The 21,568-nt window shown below is 70.2% G+C and carries 18 protein-coding genes and 1 tRNA gene; 13 read left to right on the top strand and 6 right to left on the bottom strand.

The features are described from left to right. The coding region (locus FM112_RS07235; protein ID WP_369678161.1) for a Ppx/GppA phosphatase family protein at positions 1 to 317 on the bottom strand (317 nt) is incomplete at its 3' end. Between the two features lie 42 nt (positions 318 to 359). Here FM112_RS07235 and FM112_RS07230 point away from each other — a divergent pair. From FM112_RS07230 to FM112_RS07210, 5 genes are all read left to right on the top strand, one after another. Further along, positions 360 to 863 (top strand): amino-acid N-acetyltransferase, encoded by a 504-nt coding sequence (locus FM112_RS07230; protein WP_087005739.1) that lies wholly within the window; start codon positions 360 to 362, stop codon positions 861 to 863. A 178-nt stretch (positions 864 to 1,041) separates the two neighbouring features. Beyond that, the gene (locus tag FM112_RS07225; RefSeq protein WP_087005736.1) at positions 1,042 to 4,902 is read left to right on the top strand and encodes an ExeM/NucH family extracellular endonuclease; all 3,861 of its coding nucleotides are present in this window, start codon (positions 1,042 to 1,044) and stop codon (positions 4,900 to 4,902) included. Between the two features lie 214 nt (positions 4,903 to 5,116). Further along, complete coding sequence (locus tag FM112_RS07220; RefSeq protein WP_176386718.1) at positions 5,117 to 7,864, top strand: 5'-nucleotidase C-terminal domain-containing protein; 2,748 nt, start codon at positions 5,117 to 5,119, stop codon at positions 7,862 to 7,864. A 905-nt stretch (positions 7,865 to 8,769) separates the two neighbouring features. Next, positions 8,770 to 9,441, top strand: coding sequence for a hypothetical protein (locus FM112_RS07215; protein ID WP_140400608.1), 672 nt, complete (start codon positions 8,770 to 8,772; stop codon positions 9,439 to 9,441). Between the two features lie 125 nt (positions 9,442 to 9,566). Next, positions 9,567 to 9,779 (top strand): PLDc N-terminal domain-containing protein, encoded by a 213-nt coding sequence (locus FM112_RS07210; protein ID WP_087005726.1) that lies wholly within the window; start codon positions 9,567 to 9,569, stop codon positions 9,777 to 9,779. A gap of 327 nt (positions 9,780 to 10,106) precedes the next feature. Here the strand turns inward: FM112_RS07210 and radA are convergent, their stop codons facing one another. Then, positions 10,107 to 11,438 (bottom strand): DNA repair protein RadA, encoded by a 1,332-nt coding sequence (gene radA, locus FM112_RS07205; protein ID WP_087005723.1) that lies wholly within the window; start codon positions 11,436 to 11,438, stop codon positions 10,107 to 10,109. A 163-nt stretch (positions 11,439 to 11,601) separates the two neighbouring features. Here radA and FM112_RS07200 point away from each other — a divergent pair. The 3 genes from FM112_RS07200 to FM112_RS07190 all read left to right on the top strand — a co-directional run bounded on the left by FM112_RS07200 (position 11,602) and on the right by FM112_RS07190 (position 12,969). Further along, positions 11,602 to 11,691 (top strand) — tRNA-Ser (locus FM112_RS07200). A gap of 201 nt (positions 11,692 to 11,892) precedes the next feature. Then, positions 11,893 to 12,405 (top strand): hypothetical protein, encoded by a 513-nt coding sequence (locus FM112_RS07195; RefSeq protein ID WP_087005720.1) that lies wholly within the window; start codon positions 11,893 to 11,895, stop codon positions 12,403 to 12,405. Between the two features lie 114 nt (positions 12,406 to 12,519). Then, a complete protein-coding gene (locus FM112_RS07190) occupies positions 12,520 to 12,969 on the top strand; it encodes a hypothetical protein (protein ID WP_087005717.1) in 450 nt (149 codons plus the stop codon). 452 nt (positions 12,970 to 13,421) lie between these two features. Here the strand turns inward: FM112_RS07190 and FM112_RS07185 are convergent, their stop codons facing one another. Together FM112_RS07185 and FM112_RS07180 are read right to left on the bottom strand one after the other, a co-directional pair. Continuing rightward, positions 13,422 to 14,399, bottom strand: coding sequence for an SRPBCC family protein (locus FM112_RS07185; RefSeq protein ID WP_087005714.1), 978 nt, complete (start codon positions 14,397 to 14,399; stop codon positions 13,422 to 13,424). 37 nt (positions 14,400 to 14,436) lie between these two features. After that, positions 14,437 to 14,778 (bottom strand): metalloregulator ArsR/SmtB family transcription factor, encoded by a 342-nt coding sequence (locus FM112_RS07180; protein ID WP_087005711.1) that lies wholly within the window; start codon positions 14,776 to 14,778, stop codon positions 14,437 to 14,439. Positions 14,779 to 14,956: 178 nt separating this feature from the next. Between FM112_RS07180 and FM112_RS07175 the strand changes: the two genes are divergently transcribed. The 5 genes from FM112_RS07175 (at position 14,957) to FM112_RS07155 (ending at position 18,655) form a co-directional block, all read left to right on the top strand. After that, positions 14,957 to 16,549, top strand: coding sequence for an NAD(P)/FAD-dependent oxidoreductase (locus tag FM112_RS07175; protein WP_087005708.1), 1,593 nt, complete (start codon positions 14,957 to 14,959; stop codon positions 16,547 to 16,549). A 33-nt stretch (positions 16,550 to 16,582) separates the two neighbouring features. Continuing rightward, positions 16,583 to 16,822, top strand: a complete 240-nt coding sequence (locus FM112_RS07170) for a DUF433 domain-containing protein (RefSeq protein ID WP_087005705.1) — start codon at positions 16,583 to 16,585, stop codon at positions 16,820 to 16,822. A 62-nt stretch (positions 16,823 to 16,884) separates the two neighbouring features. Continuing rightward, positions 16,885 to 17,253: a DUF5615 family PIN-like protein gene (locus FM112_RS07165; protein ID WP_087005702.1), complete on the top strand. Its 369-nt coding sequence runs from the start codon at positions 16,885 to 16,887 to the stop codon at positions 17,251 to 17,253. A 260-nt stretch (positions 17,254 to 17,513) separates the two neighbouring features. Continuing rightward, positions 17,514 to 18,095, top strand: a complete 582-nt coding sequence (locus FM112_RS07160; protein ID WP_087005699.1) for a DinB family protein — start codon at positions 17,514 to 17,516, stop codon at positions 18,093 to 18,095. 74 nt (positions 18,096 to 18,169) lie between these two features. Then, a complete protein-coding gene (locus FM112_RS07155; protein WP_087005696.1) occupies positions 18,170 to 18,655 on the top strand; it encodes a pyridoxamine 5'-phosphate oxidase family protein in 486 nt (161 codons plus the stop codon). A gap of 59 nt (positions 18,656 to 18,714) precedes the next feature. On the opposite strand, the gene FM112_RS07150 is transcribed toward FM112_RS07155, so the two are convergent. Continuing rightward, entirely contained in the window at positions 18,715 to 20,013 is a 1,299-nt protein-coding gene (locus FM112_RS07150) for an amidase family protein (protein ID WP_087005693.1), read from the bottom strand. Then, entirely contained in the window at positions 20,010 to 21,458 is a 1,449-nt protein-coding gene (locus FM112_RS07145) for an MFS transporter (RefSeq protein ID WP_087005690.1), read from the bottom strand. The genes FM112_RS07150 and FM112_RS07145 overlap by 4 nt, the downstream gene beginning before the upstream one ends. Positions 21,459 to 21,568: the final 110 nt, after the last annotated feature.

The following is a 21,568-nucleotide window of genomic DNA, read 5'->3' as shown; positions in this document are numbered from 1 at the left end:
ACCTGCAGGTCGATGCCGGTCTCCTTGCGGATGCGCTTGAGCAGCGCATCGCCATTCTTCGCCTCGCGCAGCGCGCTCGTGGCCATCGGCATGAGCTCGTCGAGCTCGAGCTCGCCGATATGCCCGGCGGCGATGCGCATCTGGCCCATGATGTGCTCGACGCCCCGGTCGGAGATCGAGCCGTCCTCCTGCAGGTACTGCATGAGCCGCATCGTCGACTTCCGCGAGGTCTCGGGCACCGGCCTCGCTCCGGGCCGCGCGTTGACGACCAGCAGGTGGATGGTGTTGGAACCGACGTCGAGAACTCCGAGGCGCATGGGGAATAAGTGTAGGCGGGGCTCGAGCGTTAGGGTTTAGGGATGCAGGACATCACCATCCGCCCCGCGCGGACCACCGACGTCGTCGGCATCCACGCCGTGATCCAGCCGCTCGTCGACAGCAATATCCTGCTGCGCAAGGACCTCGTCGTCCTCTACGAGGCGGTGCAGGAGTTCGTGGTCGCCGAGACGGCGGAGGGCGAGATCGTCGGCTGCGGCGCGCTGCACGTCCTGTGGCGCGATCTCGGCGAGGTGCGCACGATCGCGACGGCCGATTCGGTGCGTGGCCGGGGCGTCGGGCACGGGATGCTCGTGGCGCTCATCGAGCGCGCGCGGGAGCTGGGCCTCGAGCGGCTGTTCTGCCTCACCTTCGAGGAGCGGTTCTTCGGCGCGCACGGCTTCGTGGCGGTGGACGAGCAGATCGTCGACCCGGACACGTACCGGCAGATGCTGCACTCGCCGGATGCGGGCATGGCCGAGTTCCTCGACCTGCCGTGGGTGAAGCCGAACACGCTCGGCAACACCCGCATGATCCTCGCGCTGTAGCGGCGGGCGCCGTCCGCCGTCCCGCATGTCGCGGGCGCATGGGAGGATGAACACGAGGTGACGCGCTCGTAACGAAGCAGCGCGGGACCTCTGTCTATGCGTTTACCGTCCGGTTGCCCTGCCGCCGTACAGTCGCGCGCGCATCACCCCTGCATCTGCACAGCCAAAGGAAACTCTCGTGCGTACACATTTGAAGAAGCTGGGCGTCTTCGCCCTCGCGGCTTCGCTGGGAGCGGGAAGCATCGCCGCGCTCTCCCCGGCGGAACCCGCCGAGGCGGCGACGACTTCGGTCTCCATCAGCGAGGTCTACGGCGGAGGCGGCAACAGCCGCGCGCCGTTCAATCAGGACTTCATCGAGCTCTACAACCTCTCCGAGGCCCCGATCGACCTGGCGGGCATGGAGGTCGAGTACTACTCGGCCGGCGGGAACAGCGGCGGCTCCGTCGAGCTTCCCGCCTTCGAGCTCGAGCCGGGCTCGTACTACCTCATCGGCGCCGGGAAGGGCGCGAACGAGAGCCTGCCAGCCATCTCGCCGGACTTCGAGTTCGGCGCGAACATGAGCGGCAGCCAGGGGTCCGTGGAGCTCCGCGACGCCGATGGCGGCGTCCTCGACCTCGTCGGCTTCGGCGGCGCGAGCAAGTTCGAGGGCGCTCCCACCCCCGCGCTCGACAACTCCACCTCCGCCTCGCGCATCGACCCGGCCGTCGACACCGACGACAACGCGGCGGACTTCGCAGTGGGCGCGCCGAGCCCGCAGAACTCGAGCGGCACCGGCAGCGAGCCCGGCCCGGACCCCGAGCCCACCGACCCGCCGGAGCCCGGCGAGGTGCTGCCGATCTCGACGATCCAGGGCACCGGATCGAGCACCCCGTACGCGGGCCAGACCGTGACGACGCAGGGCGTCGTGACCGGCGTCTACACGGGCGACGGCTCGAAGAACGGCCTCTTCATCCAGGAGCCCGGCGAGGTGGACCTCGCGGCGCACACCGCATCCACCGGCGTCTTCGTCTACGGCGGCGGCAGCTTCAGCACCGACCTCGAGATCGGCGATTCGGTGCAGGTGACGGGCACGGCCGAGGAGTACCAGGGCAACACCCAGATCACCCGCCCCGCGATCGAGGCGCTGCCCGAGTCGCTCGGCGCGGTCGAGCCGACCGCGCTGCCCGAGTGGCCCGCGACGGACGAGGGCCGCGAGGTCTTCGAAGGCATGCTCGTCGACCCGCAGGGCGCCTACACCGTGACCGACCACTACGAGCTCAACGAGTTCGGCACGGTCGGCCTCGCGTTCGGCGAGGGCGTGCTCGTGACGCCCACCGAGGTCGGCGCGCCCGGCTCGGATGCGGCGATCGCCCAGGCGGCCGAGAACGAGGAGCGCAAGGTGCGCCTCGACGACGGCCAGAACTGGAACTACCTGCAGAACAACGCGGCGAAGAACTCGCCGCTGCCGTACCTCACCCCCGAGACCCCGGTGACGCTGGGCGCCCCGGTGGACTTCACGGGCGGTGTGATCGTCGACCAGTTCGCGGCCGACGACGCGTGGAACTTCCAGCCCACCGCGCCCGTCAAGGGCACCGAGCACTCGCCCGTGAGCTTCGGCGACGTGCGCGAGCAGGCTCCGGCGGACGTGGGCGGCGACATCACCATCGGCACCTTCAACGTGCTCAACTACTTCACCGACCTCGGCGAGGACGAGCCCGGCTGCCGCGCGTACCCCGACCGCGAGGGCAACCCCGTGGCGACGAACTACTGCGACGTGCGGGGCGCCTACTCGCAGGCGGCCTTCGAGAAGCAGGAGGACAAGATCGTCGAGGCGATCAACACGCTCGACGCCTCCGTCATCGCGCTCGAGGAGATCGAGGACTCCTCGGACTTCGGCCATGACCGCGACGCGACGCTCGAGCACCTCGTCGACGTGCTCAACGAGGCCGCCGGCGAGGCGAAGTGGGAGTACGTGCCCTCGCCCGCGACCATCCCGGCCGTGGGCGACGATGTCATCCGCACCGCCTTCATCTACCAGCCGGCCGAGGTGACCTACGTGGAGGGCTCCGCGGAGATCCTCGAGAACGGCAGCTTCACCAACGCCCGCGCGCCGTTCGCGGCGAACTTCGCGCCCGCCGACGAGGTGATCGCCGAGAACGAGTTCATCGTCATCGCCAACCACCTCAAGTCGAAGGGCGGCTCGGGCTCGGGCGACAACGCGAGCCCGGACGCGCAGGGCCCGGCCTGGGCCACCGGCGGCTGGAACGGCGACCGCACGCGGCAGGCGGAGGCGCTCGTCGACTTCGCGGCAGAGCTGCAGGAGAAGCACGGCACCGATCTGGTGTTCCTCACCGGCGACATGAACTCCTACTCGATGGAGACCCCGGTGACGACCATCACGGACGCCGGCTACGAGCATCTCACCGCGGGCGGCCCCGAGTACTCGTACCTGTTCGGCGGCACCGTCGGCTCGCTCGACCACGTCTTCGCGTCCCCCGCGGCCGCCGAGTACGTGACGGGCACCGACATCTGGACGATCAACGCGTACGAGTCGATCGCGCTCGAGTACAGCCGCGACAACTACAACGTCGCCCAGCTGTACAGCCCGGACGTGTTCCGCTCCTCGGACCACAACCCGGCCATCATCGGAGTCCAGTTCCGCGAGGACGAGGAGCCCGTCGAGGCCACGGGCGACGTGCACGTCACCTACTTCGACGACGATATCGTCAACAACGCCTACGACGAGGGCGAGGACCTCCGCTCGGGCCTGCTCTACGCGCAGAACGCCGACGGCGACTGGTTCGGAACCGGCGCGGGCGCCGACGGCACCTTCACCCTCGCGGGCCTGCCGGAGGGCGAGTATCAGGTCTTCCTGCCGTTGCCGAACCCCTACGTCTCGAACGCGGTGTTCGACGCGGCCGACGGCTCGCGCCTGCCCTTCGAGACCAGCACCCGCACCGAGGGCGCCACGTGGATCGACCCCGCGACGGGCGAGCACAGCACCTTCACGGTGGTCGAGCGCCTCTCGGCCGTCGGCACGGTCTCGGTGGTCGAGGACGAGACCACCGCGGTCGAGTACGGTCTCTCGGCGATCAGCGCGCAGGCGACGGTCGTCGAATCCGGGTCGGACCAGGGCGCGCAGGACCTCGCCGAGCTCGAGTTCGTGGACGGCGAGGACACCTACTACGCCCACTGGAACGAGTCGATCCAGGGCTTCAACGCGCTCGTGGAGGAGGGCGCGGGCACCGCGTACTTCCTGGACGAGCACGTGGGCGTGACGGTCGCTCCGGCCGAGGGCTACGAGGTCGTCTCCGTGACGGCCGAGGAGAACGGCGCAGAGCTCGAGGTGACGCAGGGCGCGTCGACCGCGGCCGCGGACCCGGCCACCTACACGGTCGAGCGCGGCGAGCTGTCGAACAAGAACGCCCGCGTGACGTTCGAGGTCGAGGTCGCCCCGGTCGAGGTCGAGCCGACGCTCACCCTCACCCCGGAGCGGCTCACCGAGACCGAATCGCTCGAGGGCGTGGCCTACGAGGGCCAGGGCTTCGGCGACGGCCCGGTGCGCATCGAGGTGATCGACGAGGCCGGCGAGGCCACCGTGATCGAGGAGGCCGCGGAGGTCGCCGACGGCGCGTTCCACGGCACCATCGTCTACCGGGATGCCGACGGCACCGTGCTCGCGATGCCGGTGGGCACCTACACCGTGCGCGTGACCGAGGGCTCGGGCGAGGATGCGCGCATCCTCGAGTCCACCTTCGAGGTCGTCGCGGACGAGGGCGAGGAGCCCGGTCCGACCGAGCCCGGCGAGACGGAGCCGGGCGAAACCGAGCCCGGGGAGACCGAACCGGGCGAAACCGACCCCGGCGCGACCGATCCCGGGCAGCAGCCCGGCGATGACGGCGACGGCTCGGGCAAGGGCGACGGCGGCTTCGACGGCGACGGCCACGAGGGCGGCCTGGCGCAGACCGGCGCCGACGGCTCGCTCGTGATCCTGCTGGCGCTGGGCGCGGTCCTGGTGCTCGCGGGCGCCGGCGTCATGATCCAGCGGCGTCGCGCGTAGTCGCACCCCGAATCCGGCCGGCGGGCAGCCGCTCGCCGGCCGGATTCCCCTCGCATGCGGGGGCGGGCTCGGCCCGTCCCCGCATGTCGTTTCCGGGGTTCGACGTCGCGCCGTCTCCATGAAAACGAAAACGAGGCTGGGCTTAACCTGTGCGTTACCCGATACTGGTTAGGTGAGACCAAACCTTTTCCGACAGAAATCCAAGGAGGGCCACGTGGCTCAGGTACCAAAGCTCGTGAAGGGCGGAGTCGCCACCGTGGCCGGCTGCGCGCTCGCCGTAACGGGACTCGTGCTCCCCGCACAGGCGGACGTCGCGTCGCCGGACATCATCGAGCCGACCGATGGATCGACGCAGATCAACCTGCTCGGCTACAACGACTTCCACGGCCGGATCACGCAGGTCGAGCCCTTCGCGGAGACGATCCTCTCGGCCGAGCAGGCGTTCGGCGAGGAGAACACGCTGATCATCAGCCACGGCGATCAGTTCGGGGCCTCGGAGTTCGAGTCCTCGGTGGCGCAGGACGTCCCGAGCGTCGACGCGCTCCTCGCGCTCGGCACCGACCACTTCACCGCCGGCAACCACGAGTTCGACAACGGGTACGACAACCGTGGCGAGGGTGTCAACGGCGTGCTGCAGGGCGCTCAGGGCATCAACGACCTGCTCGAGCAGGCGGGCGGGCTCTACGCGGCCAACGTCGAGCTGCGGGCCGACGGGTCGAAGCCGTTCAAGGGCTACGAGACCTACGAGATCCAGGGCCAGACCGTGGCCGTCATCTCCGCGGTGACCGCGTCGACCCCCTCGGGCGTGAACCCCGACGGCATCGCCGACATCCGCTTCACCGATCCGGTCGAGGCGGTCAACGAGGTCGCCGAGGCGCTGAGCGACGGGGACGACGCGAACGACGAGGCGGACGTCATCATCGCCTCGTACCACGAGGGCGGGCCGTTCAACCAGACGGAGGTCGGCAGCCTCGAGGAGTACACCGAGCGCAGCTCGCTCTTCGACTCGCTCGTGAACGGCACCGACCCGGCGGTCAACGCGATCTTCCACGCGCACTCGCACAAGGCTTACGCGTACGACGCCCCGGTCCCCGGCGGTAACGAGGGCCAGACCCGGCCCGTCATCCAGGCGGGCGAGTACGCCGGTAACGTCAGCCAGGTCGTCCTCGACATCAGCGACGAGGGCACGGTGAGCGCGAGCAGCTCCTCGGTCATCCCCGCGGGGACGACGACGGACGAGCCGCTCGGCGAGTCGGCGCAGGCGCGGCTCGACGAGGTCGTGGACATCCGCGACAAGGCGATCGAGGAGGCCGAGGTCCTCGGCGCCGAGCAGATCGGCGTCGTCGAGGAGGACATCACCTCCGCGCAGGTTTGGGAGAACGGCTCGGCGACGGCCCGCGACGACCGCGGCGAGGAGTCCTCGCTGGGCGGCGTGGTGGCCGACTCGATGCTCGGCTGGGCCAACGCCGAGACCGAGAACGGCGCAGATCTGTCGATCATGAACCCGGGTGGGCTCCGCGCCGACATCGACGGCGACGGTGTGCTCACCTACAAGGATGCGCAGCTCGTGCTGCCGTTCGTGAACAACCTCTCGGTCGTGACGATCAGCGGCGCCGAGCTCAAGAACGTCTTCGAGGAGCAGTGGCAGATCGACGAGAACGGCGAGGTGCCGGGACGCTCGTACCTGCAGCTCGGCGTCTCGAGCAACGTCAACTACAGCTACGCGGGCTCCACCTCGGACGACCCGCTGACCTCGCAGGGCGACCACATCACGTCGCTCTACATCGACGGCGAGCCGATCGCCGATGACGAGCTCTACGACGTGGTCATGCCGTCGTTCCTCGCGGCCGGCGGCGACAACTTCCTCTCGCTGCAGAACGCCGAGTCGGTGTTCGACACCGGCTCCGTGGACCTCGACGCCTTCAAGGCCTACGTGCAGGGCCTGCCGGACCAGACGCTCGAGCCCGACACCACGCGCAACGGCTTCAGCGTCAACGGCTACTTCGACGACGAGAAGAACGCGCCCTCCGTCGAGGCCGGCGGCGAGCTCACCTTCACGGTCGAGAACGTCGACCTCAAGTCGAAGGGCTTCGTCGCCAACGAGAGCGTCGTCGTGACGCTCGACGGCGAGGAGATCGGCTCGGGCGAGCTCGAGGGCGTGACCGAGAACGGCGAGGACAACTCGGCGCAGGTGACGATCACCGTGCCTGAGACGGTCGAGCCGGGCGACTACGAGCTCGAGATCGTGGCGCAGCCCTCCGAATCCACCGTGCAGGTGCCCCTCACGGTCACCGAGGGCGACCAGGCGGCCGAGCCGGTCGTGAAGACCGAGAAGGACAACTACACGCAGGCCGAGACCGTGGACGGCGTGCCGTACGCGGGTGCGAACTGGGCCCCCGACTACTACGTCGAGGTCACGGTGACCACCCCCGAGGGCGAGGCCGAGCTCGACCCGCTCGAGACCGATGAGAACGGCGTCTTCGAAGGCCTGCTGATCTACAGCACGTACGACGAGGCCACCGGCGAGATCATCGAGGAGAACGTCGAGTTCCCGGTCGGCGAGTACACCCTCACGGTGACGCAGGACGTGCCGGCCGACGCCGAGGGCGTATCGACCGCCGACGCCGAGCAGCTCACCGCATCGACGACCTTCACGGTCGGCGACCCGGACGACACCCCGGTGCCGACCCCGACGGATGACGCCGACGCCGACTCGAGCGGCACCGACGGCAACGCCGACTCGAGCGGCGACGACGGCACGGCCGACTCCAGCGGCAGCGCCGACGACGGCGCCGCGGGGAACGCCGACGGCGGGAACGGCGACGACCAGGCCGACCAGGACGGTGATCTGGCCCAGACGGGTGCTGACAGCAACCTGATCTTCGGCCTCCTCGCCGCTGCGGCCGCCGCGATCGCACTCGGTGCGACCGCCCTGGTGATGCGCCGCCAGCGCAAGGCGTAGCCTCCCGGCTCGCCGAGACGGCCCGCATCCGAGTGATCGGATGCGGGCCGTCCGCCGTTTCCCGGCCGTTGTCCTTCCCGGCCGTTGTCCGCGGTCTGTCGGGCCCGCCCGCGGTCTGTCGGGTCTCGCGCTCGGCCCGGGATGCCGCCCGCGGTCCCAGCCCACCTCCGCCACAGATGCGTCGCAGTTTGCGGTTAAGGGGGTTCCAGAACCGCGATCTGTGACGCATCTGAGTGAGGGGACAGCCGACGACGGGCGTGTCCGTCCGGTGCTGCGGGCGCGTGCTCACGAGCTACCGGCGCCCGGCCACGGCACGCCACGATGCCGGGTGTCCGGGCTCCGGATCGCTGCGGTGTCCGGCTTCCGGGGCAGGGCCGCCGCCCCTACACACAGATGCGTCGCAGTTTGCGGTTATGGATGCTTCAGAACCGCGATCTGTGACGCATCTGTACGAGGGATCCGGCGAAAGGGGTGAGTCCTGACGTGTCGATGCGCGCCCCTGGACCGGACCGACGAATGGAGCGAGCGACCCGGCCGGTGAGTGTGCGCTCCGGGGCTGCAGCCCAGATCGTCGGTTTGCCGGTGAGCCGCGATGCTGGGTTCTAGGTTCTAGGTTCTAGGTTCTAGGTTCTAGGTTCTAGGTTCCGGTTCTGGGTGCTGGGGTCAGGGGTTTGGGGCCTCGGACTCCGGACCCCGGACTCCGGACCCCGGACTCCGGGCCCCGCACCGTCATGGCTCCCGCGGTCCCGGGGCTCCGCGGCGCGAGTCGTCGACCGCTTGGGGCGACTTGTCCACAGATGCGTCGCAGTCTGCGGTTATGGGGATCGCAGAACGACGATGTGCGACGCATCCGCGCGCCGCGAGGCATCCGGGGAATGGGTGGCCCGTTCGGTACGCTGAGCGCTATGAGTGAGCGTCCTGGCAAGCCGAGCCCTGCCGTGTACCGGCGGCGCCGTCTCGTCGCGCTGCTCGTGCTCATCCTGCTCGTGCTCGGCATCTGGTGGCTGGTGAGCGCCATCGTCGGACTGTTCTCGGGCGGCGAGGATGCTGCGGAGCCGGCCCCCACGCCCGTGGCCACCGAATCCGCTCCCGCCGAGACACCCGAGTCCACATCGGCGCCGGAGGAGACCGAGGCCTCCGGGGAGGACGGCGCCGAAGAGCCCGAGGCGACGCCGGAGGTATGCACCGAGTCGGACGTCACGGTCACGGCCGTCGTGGACGCGGAGGCGTACGGCCCCGAGGAGTCCCCGCAGTTCTCAGTGGAGCTGATGAACGAGTCCGACCAGCCGTGCATCATCGACATCGGCACCGCCTCGCAGGTGTACACGGTCATGTCGGGGGAGGACACGATCTGGGTGTCCACGCACTGCCAGACGGATGAGCAGACCCAGGTGGTGGAGCTCACGCCGGACAAGAAGGTCACGGCCCCCGCATTCGAGTGGTCGCGCGAGCGCTCGAGCGAGGACACGTGTGAGGACGAGAATCGTCCCGAGGCCGTGGCGGACGGCGCCTACTACTACCTCACGGTCAAGGTCGGGGGCATCACGTCGGCACCCGCCTACTTCGCCCTCGTCTGATCGCAGCGCGGTGCCTGACCGTGTCACGGGATCTTAACCGGATCGTGTCCCGATATTCCTGTCGTTCCGCGGATCCGGCCCGTATGGTGGATGGCGCCGAGGTTCTCCGACGTTGAGGAGGCATCGTGATCATCTGGAATGTGGTGGGGCTGGCCGCGCTGCTGGCGCTGTTCGCGCTGTGGTTCGTGGTGATCAAGCAGATCTGGGATCGCAACCGCAAGGACGAGGCGAAGCTCATCGTGTGGATCGCCTTCGTCGTGCTCGCACCGTTCTTCGGCGCGTTCTGCTGGCTGCTGTGGGACAACTGGCTGCGGGAGAAAGCCCAGCAGGACTTCTGACAGGGTACGGTCCTCGGCGGGCCCGCCCAAGACCCTAAGATCTTCGCCGCCTGTGCGCGGCACGCTGGCTGCGGTTGCGGCTGCGGTTGCGGTTGCGGTTGCGGTTGCGGTTGCGACTTCGGCTTCGGCTTCGGCTTCGGGGCGTGGATACGGAAACGGTCCGACGCTCCGTCATAGGCTCGGGAGAACACGATTCAGATCGCCGGTCGCTCCGGCCGTTCCGGCTGTTCGATTCGCCCGGGAGAAGCCATAGGTCCGGAAGAACACCATCGGGATCGTCGGTCGCTCCCGCGGTTCCCGGCACTCCGCCGCCAGGACGAAAGCGCCTCAACGGCCGATGAGTGCGAGGTCGAGCGCCTCCCGCACGGTGCCGAGCGCCGAGCCGATCGGATGCTGGTATCCCAGCCTGGCGGCCTCGCTCACGCGCAGCCGCTCGGAGGTGATCCCGCGGATCTCGCCGACGAGGCTGACCTCGCCGAACACGACGGCCCGCGAGATGACGGGCTTCTCGGAGACCGCGCTGGCCACCGCGATGGCGATCGCGAGGTCCGCCGAGGGATCGGAGAGCTTGGCGCCGCCGCTCGTCGAGACATAGACATCCCATCCGGCCATCTGGAAGCCGCAGCGCCGTTCGAGCACCGCGAGGAGCATCGCCACGCGGTTGCCGTCCACGCCGCTCACGACGCGGCGCGGGTTCGGTGCCTGGGTCTTCACGACGAGCGCCTGGATCTCCACGGGCAGGGCTCGCTGCCCCTCCATCGCGATCGTCACGCAGGATCCGGAGGTGGGCTGATCGCGATCGTTGATGAACAGCGAGGACGGGTCCGGCACCTCGTCCATGCCGTCGCCGGTCATCTCGAAGCAGCCGACCTCGTCGGTGGGGCCGTAGCGGTTCTTCAGCGTGCGCACGAAGCGCAGCGCGGTCTGCCGGTCGCCGTCGATGTGCGCCACCACGTCCACGAGGTGCTCGAGCAGCCGGGGCCCCGCGACGTTGCCGTCCTTGGTCACATGGCCGACGAGGATGGCGGGCATGTCGCGCTCCTTGGCGACGCGCACCATGGCGGAGGAGACCGTGCGCACCTGGCTCGGCTGGCCGGCCAGCGCATCCACCTCGGAGGAGGAGACGGTCTGCACCGAGTCGAGGATGAGCAGGGCCGGCTCGACCTCCTCGATGTGGCCGAGGATGGTGCCGAGATCGGTCTCGCTCGCGAGGTAGAGGGTGGGCTGCAGCGCGTTGGTGCGTTCGGCGCGGATGCGCACCTGGTTCACCGACTCCTCGGCGCTCACGTAGAGCACGCGGGCTCCGGTGGCGGCGATGCGGGAGGCGACCTCGATGAGCAGGGTGGACTTGCCGACGCCCGGCTCGCCCGAGAGCAGGATGGCCGCGCCGGGCACGATCCCGCCGCCCAGCACCCGGTCGAACTCGCCGATGCCCACGGGGAGGTGCTTCGCATCCACTCCCGAGGCCTCGGTGATGGGGCGGGCCTTCGTGACGGGCTTGGACGAGGTGGCGTGGAAGGCGACGCCCTTGGTGGTGCCGGTCTCCTCGATCGTGCCCCAGGCCTGGCATTCGGGGCAGCGGCCGACCCACTTCACGACTTCGTTCCCGCACTCGGTGCAGGCGTAGGCGGGCTTGCGCGTCTTGGACTTCGGAGGCATGCAGCAAGCGTATGCCGTGCCACCGACATCGACGGTGCCGCGGTGCGCTGATGCGGATGCCGAGTGCCGCGCGGGATGCGAACGGCGCGCGCGCAGGTCGGAGCGGTGCGGGTCCCGGGGCCGGGATTTGCGCGACGGGATGCGCATGCGTATATTTGTCCCCGGTGACGTGTCCGAGCGGCCGAAGGTGCGACACTCGAAATGTCGTGTGGGGGCGACTCCACCGTGGGTTCAAATCCCACCGTCACCGCCAGCGAACACCCCCGGGAAACCGGGGGTGTTCTTCGTTTCCCGGAGTCGGGCTCCACGGAAAGCGGAACGGCGCCTCCCTCGGTTCGAGCTCGCACCAGCACGGCTCGGAGCCGGACCGCTAAGGCAGGCGAAGAGGTCCGTCGATGGGAACTCGGAGGCGCCCGGCGCTACGATCGGCTCCGAAGACCGAGAGAAGGAATGCATGCACCCGAACCGAGCCTTCGCCACCGCCGGAATCGCCCTCACCGCGCTGCTGACGCTCTCCGCGTGCGCGGCGGAATCCGATCCGCCCGCCCCGTCGTCGACGACGGCCACCGAGGCGCCGATCCCAGCGCCGGATCCGATCGAGACCGAGCCGTCGGCTGAGACCGAGGCGCCTGCGGAGACGCCGTCGCCGGCCGAGACCGAATCGCAGGAGTCCGGCTCCGAAGCCGTCAACGGCTCGTGGTGCGATGTCGACGGGAGCACGTGCTTCGAGGTCGAGCTGCCGGACGTGACGTACGAGGACGGCAGCACGTACGACATCACGGCCCACGACTCGCCCTGGGATCACGGGAACGGCGTGTACGAGTACGCGATGATCGACGCCCCGCTGGGCACCTACTATCCGGCGGGCGTGCCGCTCGAGGGCTACGACGACTCCAAGGGGGCCGACCCCATCGACGAGGACCGCATCTGGAACTCGCAGAATGGTCTGCTCGCGGTCCGTCAGTAGGCCGGCCGCACTCGAGGCGGCTGAGCGAGGTGCGGCGGATGCGGTCTCGCTCGGCCTCCGCATTCCGGTTTTCCCCCGCGCGGCGGGCTCGCGCGAGCTGCTTGAATCGGGGGTATGAGGAACGCGCCGGCCCGGATCACCACGCTCGTCGCATGCGCCGCGCTCGCGGCCGGACTCGCCGGTTGCGCGCAGGGAGAGGCCGAGGCGGAGGACGACGCATCGCTCGGTGACGTCGTCGAACGATTCGATTCGATGACCTCGATCCCGGGCGAGCCGCAGGGGGATACCGTCGTCGAGGCGCAACAGGCGGGCACGCTCTGGCTGCTGACGCGCCGGGACGAGGTCGGCGCCGCGTCGCCCGCCGACTGCTCGATCGACGGAGCCGGCCTTGACGATCCTTCCGAGGATCTCAACACCCCCGAACCCGATGACTTGGGAGCGCCCGGCGACCCGCAGACCATGTTCGCCTTCGCGGAGGCGCCGATCGACGAGGCGGGGGAGGTCATCCTCTCCTGCGACCTCGAGGTGGATGCGCTGCTCCTGCTCTTCGAGCCGGAGGGCTAGGAGCGCATCCGTCAGCCGCTGGCGTCGTCCCGGGAGAGGACGCGGATGCGGACCGGGCACTGCCAGGTCCGGGAGCGGCGCGACTGGAAGTGGGTGCGACTGGGGTGTATAGCGGTGCCGAGTCGAATAGTGCGATGGCGCTGCTCTTGCTCCCCGAGCGGCAGGAGCGGGAACACCTCCGGCTAGGGGCAGGCGAGGATGCGGTTGCGCGCACGGATGAGGGTGGGTGCCATCCGTAGTTGAGCCGGGGAAGTGGACGCGGCTGGGACGCATAGCGGCGGCGAGGCGAATAGTGCGCTGGCGTGGCTATGCATCCCATCGAAACACTCTCGACGGGGCGGACCAGCCGAGGGGGGCGAGGCCCCCGCGAGCCCGCCGGGACGCGAACGCGCGGCACCGCGCCCGGCCCGTCGGAGGGATCCGGCGGACCGGGCGCGGCGCCCGCCCGTGCGCTATGCCCCGAGCACCTCCTCGAGCCGCGCGTAGCTCTGCTCCATGCCGTCGGCCATGCCGGTGGCGAGGATCGTCTCGCGGGTGTCCGCATCCGGGTAGGTGATGAGGAGCGCCATGAGCGTGCCGCCGTCGACGGCGGTGAGCGTCATCTCGTTCCGCATCGAGGGCCCGTCCATGCCGATCATCGCCTCGGTGAGTACCTCGCGGTACGGCGGGTCGATCTCGAGCAGCTCGCCGGTGAACCCGAACCGCTCGGAGCCGTCGCCGCCCTCCTGCTCCCATTCGTAGCGGTACGTGTCGCCCACGGCCTCGGCGACCTCGCAGACGGGCATGACCCAGCCGTCGGGGCCGAGCTGCCAGCGGCGCAGCAGGTCGGGATCGTGGTGGGCGCGCCAGACCTGGTCGATGGTCCCGCGGATGACGCGGCTGATGCGCACCCGGTCGTCGTCGATGAGCTGCACCTCGGTGCCGCGGCCCGCGGCGAAGGACGCGAGGTCCTCGAGCACGGCGTCGATCTGCGACATGGCCGCGACGGTGCCCTCCTCCATGCCCATCTCGAGCAGCTGCTCGAGCTGCTCGAGCGAGCCGAACCACGTCGTGGTGGTGAGGCGGGAGCCGTGCTCGGTCTCGCTGAACGCGAAGACCATGCGCATGGTCGGCATCTCGGTGTTGGGCTCGCCGTCGGGTCCGGCGAAGCCGTCGATCACCTCGAACCCGCGACCCTCGTCCACGGCGAGGAACTCCCAGAAGCCCCCGTGCTGAGAGCCGTCCGGCCCGGTCATCCGGTACTTCGAGCGGCCGCCGACGTGCATGTCGTGCCGCAGGAACGTCGCGGGGAACTCCGGCGGGCCCCAGAACCGCTCGATCTGGCGCGGGTCGGCGTAGGCGTCCCAGAGCCGGCGGACGGGGACGGGGAAGTCGGCGACGATGGTCATGGTGAGTGCGTCGAGGTCCTTCTCGACGGAGGTGATGGGCATGATGTGCCTTTCGGTCGGCGGCGCGGGATGCGCCGGGTCAGTCTTCGGCGAGCAGCGCGTCGAGGCGCGCGATGCGGCCCCGCCAGATCTGCTCGTATCGGGTGAGGAGGCGCTGTGCGCGCCGGATGGTGTCGGGTTCCCCGCGCACGCGACGCTCCCTCCCGGCGGTCCGCTTCGTCACGAGTCCCGCCTGCTCGAGTACCGCGACGTGCTTCTGCACGGCCGCGAACGACATGTCGTAGGTCGCCGCGAGCTGCGACACCGTTGCCTCGTCCTCGAGGGTTCGGCTGAGGATGTCGCGGCGCGTGGCGTCGGCGAGGGCCCGGAAGATCCGGTCGACCTCGTCGTCGGTCAGCTCGATCTCAGTATGTACAACCATTTGGTTGTACATTAGACCGCGGGGCGGCCCCGGTCAACCCCCGACCGGGATGCGGCGCGCATCTGCCAGCGGATGCCCAGCCGCACCCGATCCCGGACCCGGCGACGGCCAGGTCGCATCCGTATCCTCGTACGGGACGGCGAGCGCGCCCGCCCGGGCGCAGGCAGGGGGAGTGCGGATGAAGACCTACGACGCGGTCGTGATCGGCGCGGGGATCAACGGCATGGTCGCGGCCGCCGAGCTCGGGATGGCCGGGCTCGACGTCGCGCTCGTGGAGCAGAGCGACCGGCTCGGGGGCTTCATCGACTCCGGCGAGCTCACGCTGCCCGGCTACACCCACGACACCTACTCCTCCTGGCATCCCCTCTTCGTCTCCGGCGGCGCCTACGCCGTCCTCGGCGAGGAGCTCGAGGCGCGCGGCCTCGAATACGCCAACACCGACGGCGCCCTCACCGGCAGCATCGCGGCCGGCGGCGCCGCGGTCGCGTACCGGGATGCGGAGCGCACCGCCGCGGAGTTCGCCGATGCGCGGGACCGCGACGCCTACCTCGCGATGCTCGCCCAGATGGACGAGCGCGCCGGGCTCGTCTTCGGCCTGCTCGGCTCGGAGCTGCGATCGCCGGCGGCCGCGAAGCTCGCGCTCGGCGCGCTCCGCACCGAGAAGGTCAAGGGCATGCTCGCCATCGCCCGGGACTCGCTCATGAGCGGCCGGGCGTTCGGCCGCGACCGCTTCCTCGGCGCCGAGGCCGACCGGCTCTGGGCGCCCTGGCTGCTGCACGCCGGGCTCTCGCCCGACAGCGCCACGGGCGGCATGATGATCCCCGTGCTCGCCGCCTCCATGCACGGCTTCGGGCTCCCCGTGGTGCGGGGCGGCGCGAAGCGGTTCGTGGCGGCCTTCGAGCGGCTCCTCGAGGATCACGGCGTCGAGGTGCTCGTCGGGCATCGCGCCGAGCGCATCACGGTCGAGGGTCGCTACGCGAACGGCGTGCTCACCGACCACGGCTGGATCGAGGCCCGCCGCGCGGTGCTCGCGAGCGTCGCCCCGCAGGCGCTCTACGGCACTCTGCTCAAGGACACGCCCGTGCCCGCGAGGGTGCGGGAGCAGGCGCGCAGGTTCCGCTCCGGCCGCGCCGCGATGCAGCTCCACCTCGCGCTCGACGCGCCCCTCGAGTGGGCGGACGAGCGGTTCCGGGACGTGCCGCTGGTGCACCTCAGCGACGGCTCGGGCAGCACCGGCATCGCGTGCGCGCAGGCGGATGCGGGGCAGCTTCCCGCCCAGCCGACCGTGGTGGTCGGGCGCCAGCATGTGCTCGATCCGTCCCGGGTGCCGGAGGGCAAGGGCTCGCTGTGGCTGCAGCTCCAGGAGGTGCCGTGGCGGCCGATCGCCGACGGGGCCGGGGAGATCCCCGTCGACGGCACTTGGAGCGCGGAGACGACGCGGCGCTACGTGGATCGCGTGCTCGCCAGGGTCGAGGAGCACGCCCCGGGCCTGCGCTCGAGCATCCTGCACACCACGGTCATCACGCCCGAGGACCTCGCGGCGGCGAACCCGAACGCGGTCCACGGCGACCCCTACGGTGGCTCGATGGAGCTCGACCAGAACCTGCTCTGGCGTCCGCTGCCCGACTCAGGCGCGCACACCACGCCGATCGGCTCGCTCTTCCACATCGGGGCGTCCACCCACCCCGGCGGCGGGCTCAGCGGCGGCGCGGGCCACCTCGCCGCCCAGCAGGTGCTCTCGGCGCGGGAGCGGCGGACGCTCGGGGCGTAGACGGGCGCAAGCGCTTCGCCGTAGCATACTCATATGCCCGCCTTCATCAGCCGCCTCGATCGGATCACTGTGGACCCGTTGATCTGTCATGGCGCCCCTACGATCCGCGGGATGCGCATCCGTGTGCAAGATGTCCTGGAGCTCTTGGCATCGGGCATGGGATACGACGAGATTCTCGCCGACTATGAGGAGCTGGAGCACGACGATATCCTCGCCGCGCTGGAGTATGCCGCCCTCGATTCCTCGGCGCGGATGCAGCGTCGTATCGCCTGACTGCGGGATACAGGCGATTGCGTGCTCGATCGGCAGCAAGCGCGCCGCGCACTGTTCTTCGTATGAGCAATACCAGGTTCCTCGTGGACCAGCAGCTGCCTCGGACGCTGGCCGTCCATTTGACGAGATGCGGTCATGAGGCGAAGCATGTCAAGGACTATCCCGGCGGTGCGACGCTTGCGGATACGGAGATCGCCCGAATCGCCGACGGCGAGCAGCGGATCGTCGTGACGAAAGACGAGGATTTCCGCGTTTCGCACTTGCTGGGCAAACCTCCCGAGCGGCTCCTGCACGTTACGTGCGGCAATATCTCGACCCGCGACCTGCTCTTGCTGTTCGATCAGCATCATGCCGAGCTCGTCGCAGCGATCGAGCACTACCGCTATGTCGAGATCGACCGGCCCGGCGTCATCATCCACGATCCGAGTTGAGGCGTGAGCCGAGATCATGTGAGCGGTGCTGACCGCATATATCGAATGCAGGTTCACGAGTCGGCGCCTAAGCACGGCATCGCCCCGGAGGACTCGAGGCAAGCGACCGAACGGCCGTAGGCGGATCGACCGTCCCGGCCATCCATCTGAGCGGAGAGCGGGCGGATTCACCGCCGGCTCACCCGCGGGGCCGCCGCGATCCCGATACGCTCGGGATCGACGGCCGCACCCGGCGGTCCCGACCCGATCGGAGCGAACTCATGGACGAGCGCACCGGGCCCAGGCCCGACTCCTGGAACGAGATCCTCCGGGATCAGATCGACTGGCACTGGACCCATCAGCTGCGCGGGCGGCTCGCCGGGCTCACCGACGAGGAGTACTTCTGGGAGCCGGTGCCCGACTGCTGGAGCCTGCGGCCCCGGGGCACGAGCCGAGCGCCGATCACCGGCGGCTCCGGCGCGCTCGAGATCGAGTTCGCCGCGCCGGAGCCGGTGCCCGCGCCGTTCACCACCATCGCCTGGCGGCTCGGGCACATCGTCGTGGGCATCCTCGCGGTGCGGAACGCGACGCACTTCGGCCGCGAGCAGACCGACTACTTCGCGTTCGAATACGCGGAGACGGCGCAGCGGGCGCTCGAGCAGGTGGAGGAGGAGCTGGCTCGCTGGCAGGAGGGCGTCGCCTCGCTCGGCGAGGAGGGGCTCGCGAAGCCGTGCGGCGAGGGAGACTTCGCGGACTGGCCCATGTCGGCGCTCGTGCTGCACATCAACCGCGAGCTCATCCACCACTTCGCCGAGATCGCCCTGCTGCGGGATCTCTACCTCCAGCGCCCCGCCGACGGTTGAGCGGAGCGGCGTCTGGGAGCCCGGTCAGGCCGCGTGCGTACGATCGGCGGAATTTCGACGAGTAGGGAGGCCTCATGGGTACGACGGACGAGTTGAGCAGGGAGCAGGTCCTCGAGATCATGCGCGGCGAGCAGATCCTCATGCTCTCCACCGCGACGAAGGAGGGCAAGATCGTCTCGCATCCGATGACGGCGCAGGCGGTCGACGACGACGCCGTCGCGTGGTTCTTCATCGGGCTGCAGGGCGATCAGGCGGATGCGATCCGGGAGAATCCGCAGGTGAACCTCGCCTTCGCGGAGACCGGGTCGTGGCTTTCGGTCGCGGGCGCCGCCGACTTCGTGGACGACCGCGCCAAGGTCGAGGAGCTCTGGGACGGCCAGGTCTCCTCGTACTTCGACGGCGGCAAGGACGACCCGAACCTCGGCCTCCTCAAGGTCACGCCCGAGTCGGCCCAGTTCTGGGGCGTCGAGGGCAACAAGGCGATCGCGGCCGTGAAGATCCTGGCCGCCAAGATCCGGGGCACCGACGGCCCCGGCACCACGGCGACCGCCGAGCTGTAACGGCGGAAGGCGACGAGGCGCCCGCCCCGGGGAGACCCGGGGCGGGCGCCTTCGCGCGATCAGTCCGCGGCCAGCGCGGACTCCACCGCCTCGCCGATATCTAGCAGCCGCCGGTCGTGGAACCTGCGGCCCTGCAGCGTGACGCCCACGGGCAGCGCCCCGCCCGGCACCGGCGCGGGCAGCGTGAGCATCGGCGCGCCGAGCACGGTGCCGCTGCCGAGGCGGCTCGTGTAGAGCCCGAACACGGGCTCGCGCCGGCCCAGGTGCTCCACCGTGTCGTCCTCGCCGATCAGCGGCGCGGGCGCGGGCGCGCTCGGGAAGAGCAGGGCGTCCGCGCCGAGCTCGTCGAGGAGGCGGTGATACGTCCGGCGCGCGTCGATCACCGCGCGGATCGAGCGCCCGTAGACCTCGCCCGAGGTCGGCGCCGCGAGCTCCGCCTCGAGGATCGCGCGGACGTCCGGGCTCAGCGTGCCCGCCACGAGCCGCTCGAAGGCCTCGTCGGGAGCCTCTCCCAGGGCAGTCGCGGCCGCCAGCCCGAGGAGGCGGCGCGACTCCCACAGCGTGATCGGCATCTCGGCCGGCGCGGTGAGCCCGAGCACCGGCGCGAGGTCCGCCTCGATCAGCTCGACCGCGCCCTCGAGCCGGTCGAGCGCGTCGCGCAGCGCCGTCTCGACGCGGGGGTCGAGGTCGTCGAGGTACTGCTTCGGGAGCCCGAGCCGGATCGCACCGGCGGGGTGCGCATCGGTCTCGTGCGTGACCAGCGCATCCGCGCGCCGCGCATCCGCCACGCTCCGGGCGAAGACGCCGAGGGTGTCGCGCGTCCACGAGAGCCCGACGCTGTCGGCGGTGGGCCAGCGGCCGGTGCTCGGGCGCAGGCCGACGACGCCGCACAGCGCGGCGGGCAGCGAGACGGAGCCGCCGGTATCGGTGCCGACGGCGAGGTCGACGAGCCCGGCCGCCACGGCCGCGGCGCTGCCGCCCGAGGAGCCGCCGGCCGAGCGATCCGGATGGCCCGGGAGCCGGACCGGGCCGAACGCGGCGTTGTTCGAGGTGATGCCGAAGGCGAGCTCGTGCATGTTCGTCGTGCCGACGATCCGCCCGCCGCCCGCCCGGAGCGCGGCCACGACCGGCGAGTCCGCCGGCGACACGTGCCGCTCCAGCACCCGCGACCCGGCCGAGAGCCGGAACCCGGCGACGGCGACGTTCGCCTTCACCGCGAGGTCGAAGCCGGCCGGCGCATCCGCGCCCCGTTCCCGTGCGACGCGGCCGTCCGGTGCGCTGCCGCCCGCGGATGCGGCGCGTTCGGTGAAGACGCCGAGGTCGTCCGGCGCGTCGTCCTGGTCGGGTCGGGCGGTCATGCGGAGATCTCCTCGAGGGTCTTGTTCTTCGTGGACGGCGCGAGGAAGTTCACGAAGGATGCGGCGAGCAGGAAGGCCACGAGCCCCAGCATCGTCCACAGCAGCGACAGCTGGCTGAGCACCGGGACGAGCAGGAACACGCCGAGCCCGGCGCCCGCGTGGCCGATGCTGTCGGCGAGCGCGTAGGCCGTGGTGCGCGAGCGCGTGGGGAAGCTCTCGGCGGTGAGCGCGTACTGCGCGGGCACCCAGAAGTTCTGCCCGAAGAACAGCACGATCGCGCCGATGAACACGACCACCGGCGAGGAGCCGCCGGCGACCACGAGCAGGATGCCGATGATCGTGATGACGGTGCCGATGAGCATCCAGTACTTGCGCTCGAGGTGGTCCACGACCTGGCGGGCGACGAGCGCGGCGGCGATGAAGCCGATGAGCCCGACGGCCGAGAAGATCCCGGCCTCGCCGATGGTGTAGCCCTGGCGGACGAGCACGGAGGTGAACGCGCCCGAGAAGCCGTAGATGGTGACGTACGCGAGCAGCCAGGCCACGCTCAGCGTGGCGAGGCGCCCGAGGTACTTGCGCGAGCTGAACAGCTCCTTGATCGCGGCGAGCACGCCGGCGTTGCTCGCGGGCTCGACCATCGCCTCGGGGTCGACCGGCAGCAGCGGGAGCCGCCGGGTGGCCCGCTCCTCCATGCGGTCGATCACGCGGTCCGCCTCCTCGAGCCGGCCGCGGTCGGCGAGCCAGCGCGGCGACTCCGGCAGCGCCACGCGCAGCAGCAGGGAGAACACCGCCAGGATCGCGCCGATGCCGTACACCCAGCGCCAGCCGGAGTCGAAGGACTCGGAGGCGGCCGCGAAGGGCAGCCCGTCCGGCCACGGCGTCGCCGGCGTGGTGAGCAGCAGGCCGAGCCAGACGCCGAGCGCCGAGCCGAGCGCGGCCATGATGAACATGGTGCTCGTGTACCGGCCCCGCAGGCGGCGCGGCGAGATCTCGTTGATGAACACGTTGATGATGGCGAGGTCGGCGCCCACGCCGATGCCCGTCACGAAGCGGGAAGCGGCGAAGTGGAACTCGTCGGGGGAGAGCACCGAGTAGAGCGAGCCGACGCCCGTGATCAGCATCGAGATGATGAGCATGCTGTGGCGGCCGAACCGGTCCGAGAGCGGGCCGAGCGTGAGCGCGCCCACAGCGTAGCCGACCAGGCTCACGAAGATCGGCAGCCCGACGAACTGGTCCGGACCCGAGGCGGCGCACGCCTCGATGATCTGCAGGCAGGTCTGCGCGAACGAGACATTGATGTTGAAGATGTCGTACTGCACGAAGAGCATCCCGAGCCCGATCGTGAGGACGGACGTGGCGCTCAACCCCCACTTCGGGAAGCGGTCGATGCGGCTGAGCACGCCCGCCCTGGTGAGCGGGGCATTCGATGGGGTGTCTGTCGACATGGCGACTCCTTTGTTCCATGCGAGTGAGGACGTGGTACTCGAGTCTTGCGAACACGGGCGCCGGCGACGATCGTCAATAATGATGAGGTGCGGCCCGCCCCTTTACGCGC

The organism is Gulosibacter sp. 10, from assembly GCF_900163695.1.
In the GTDB taxonomy this organism is placed as follows: Bacteria; Actinomycetota; Actinomycetes; order Actinomycetales; family Microbacteriaceae; genus Gulosibacter.
Note: the sequence above shows the minus strand (reverse complement) of the source record. Positions and strands in the feature narration are given on the sequence as shown.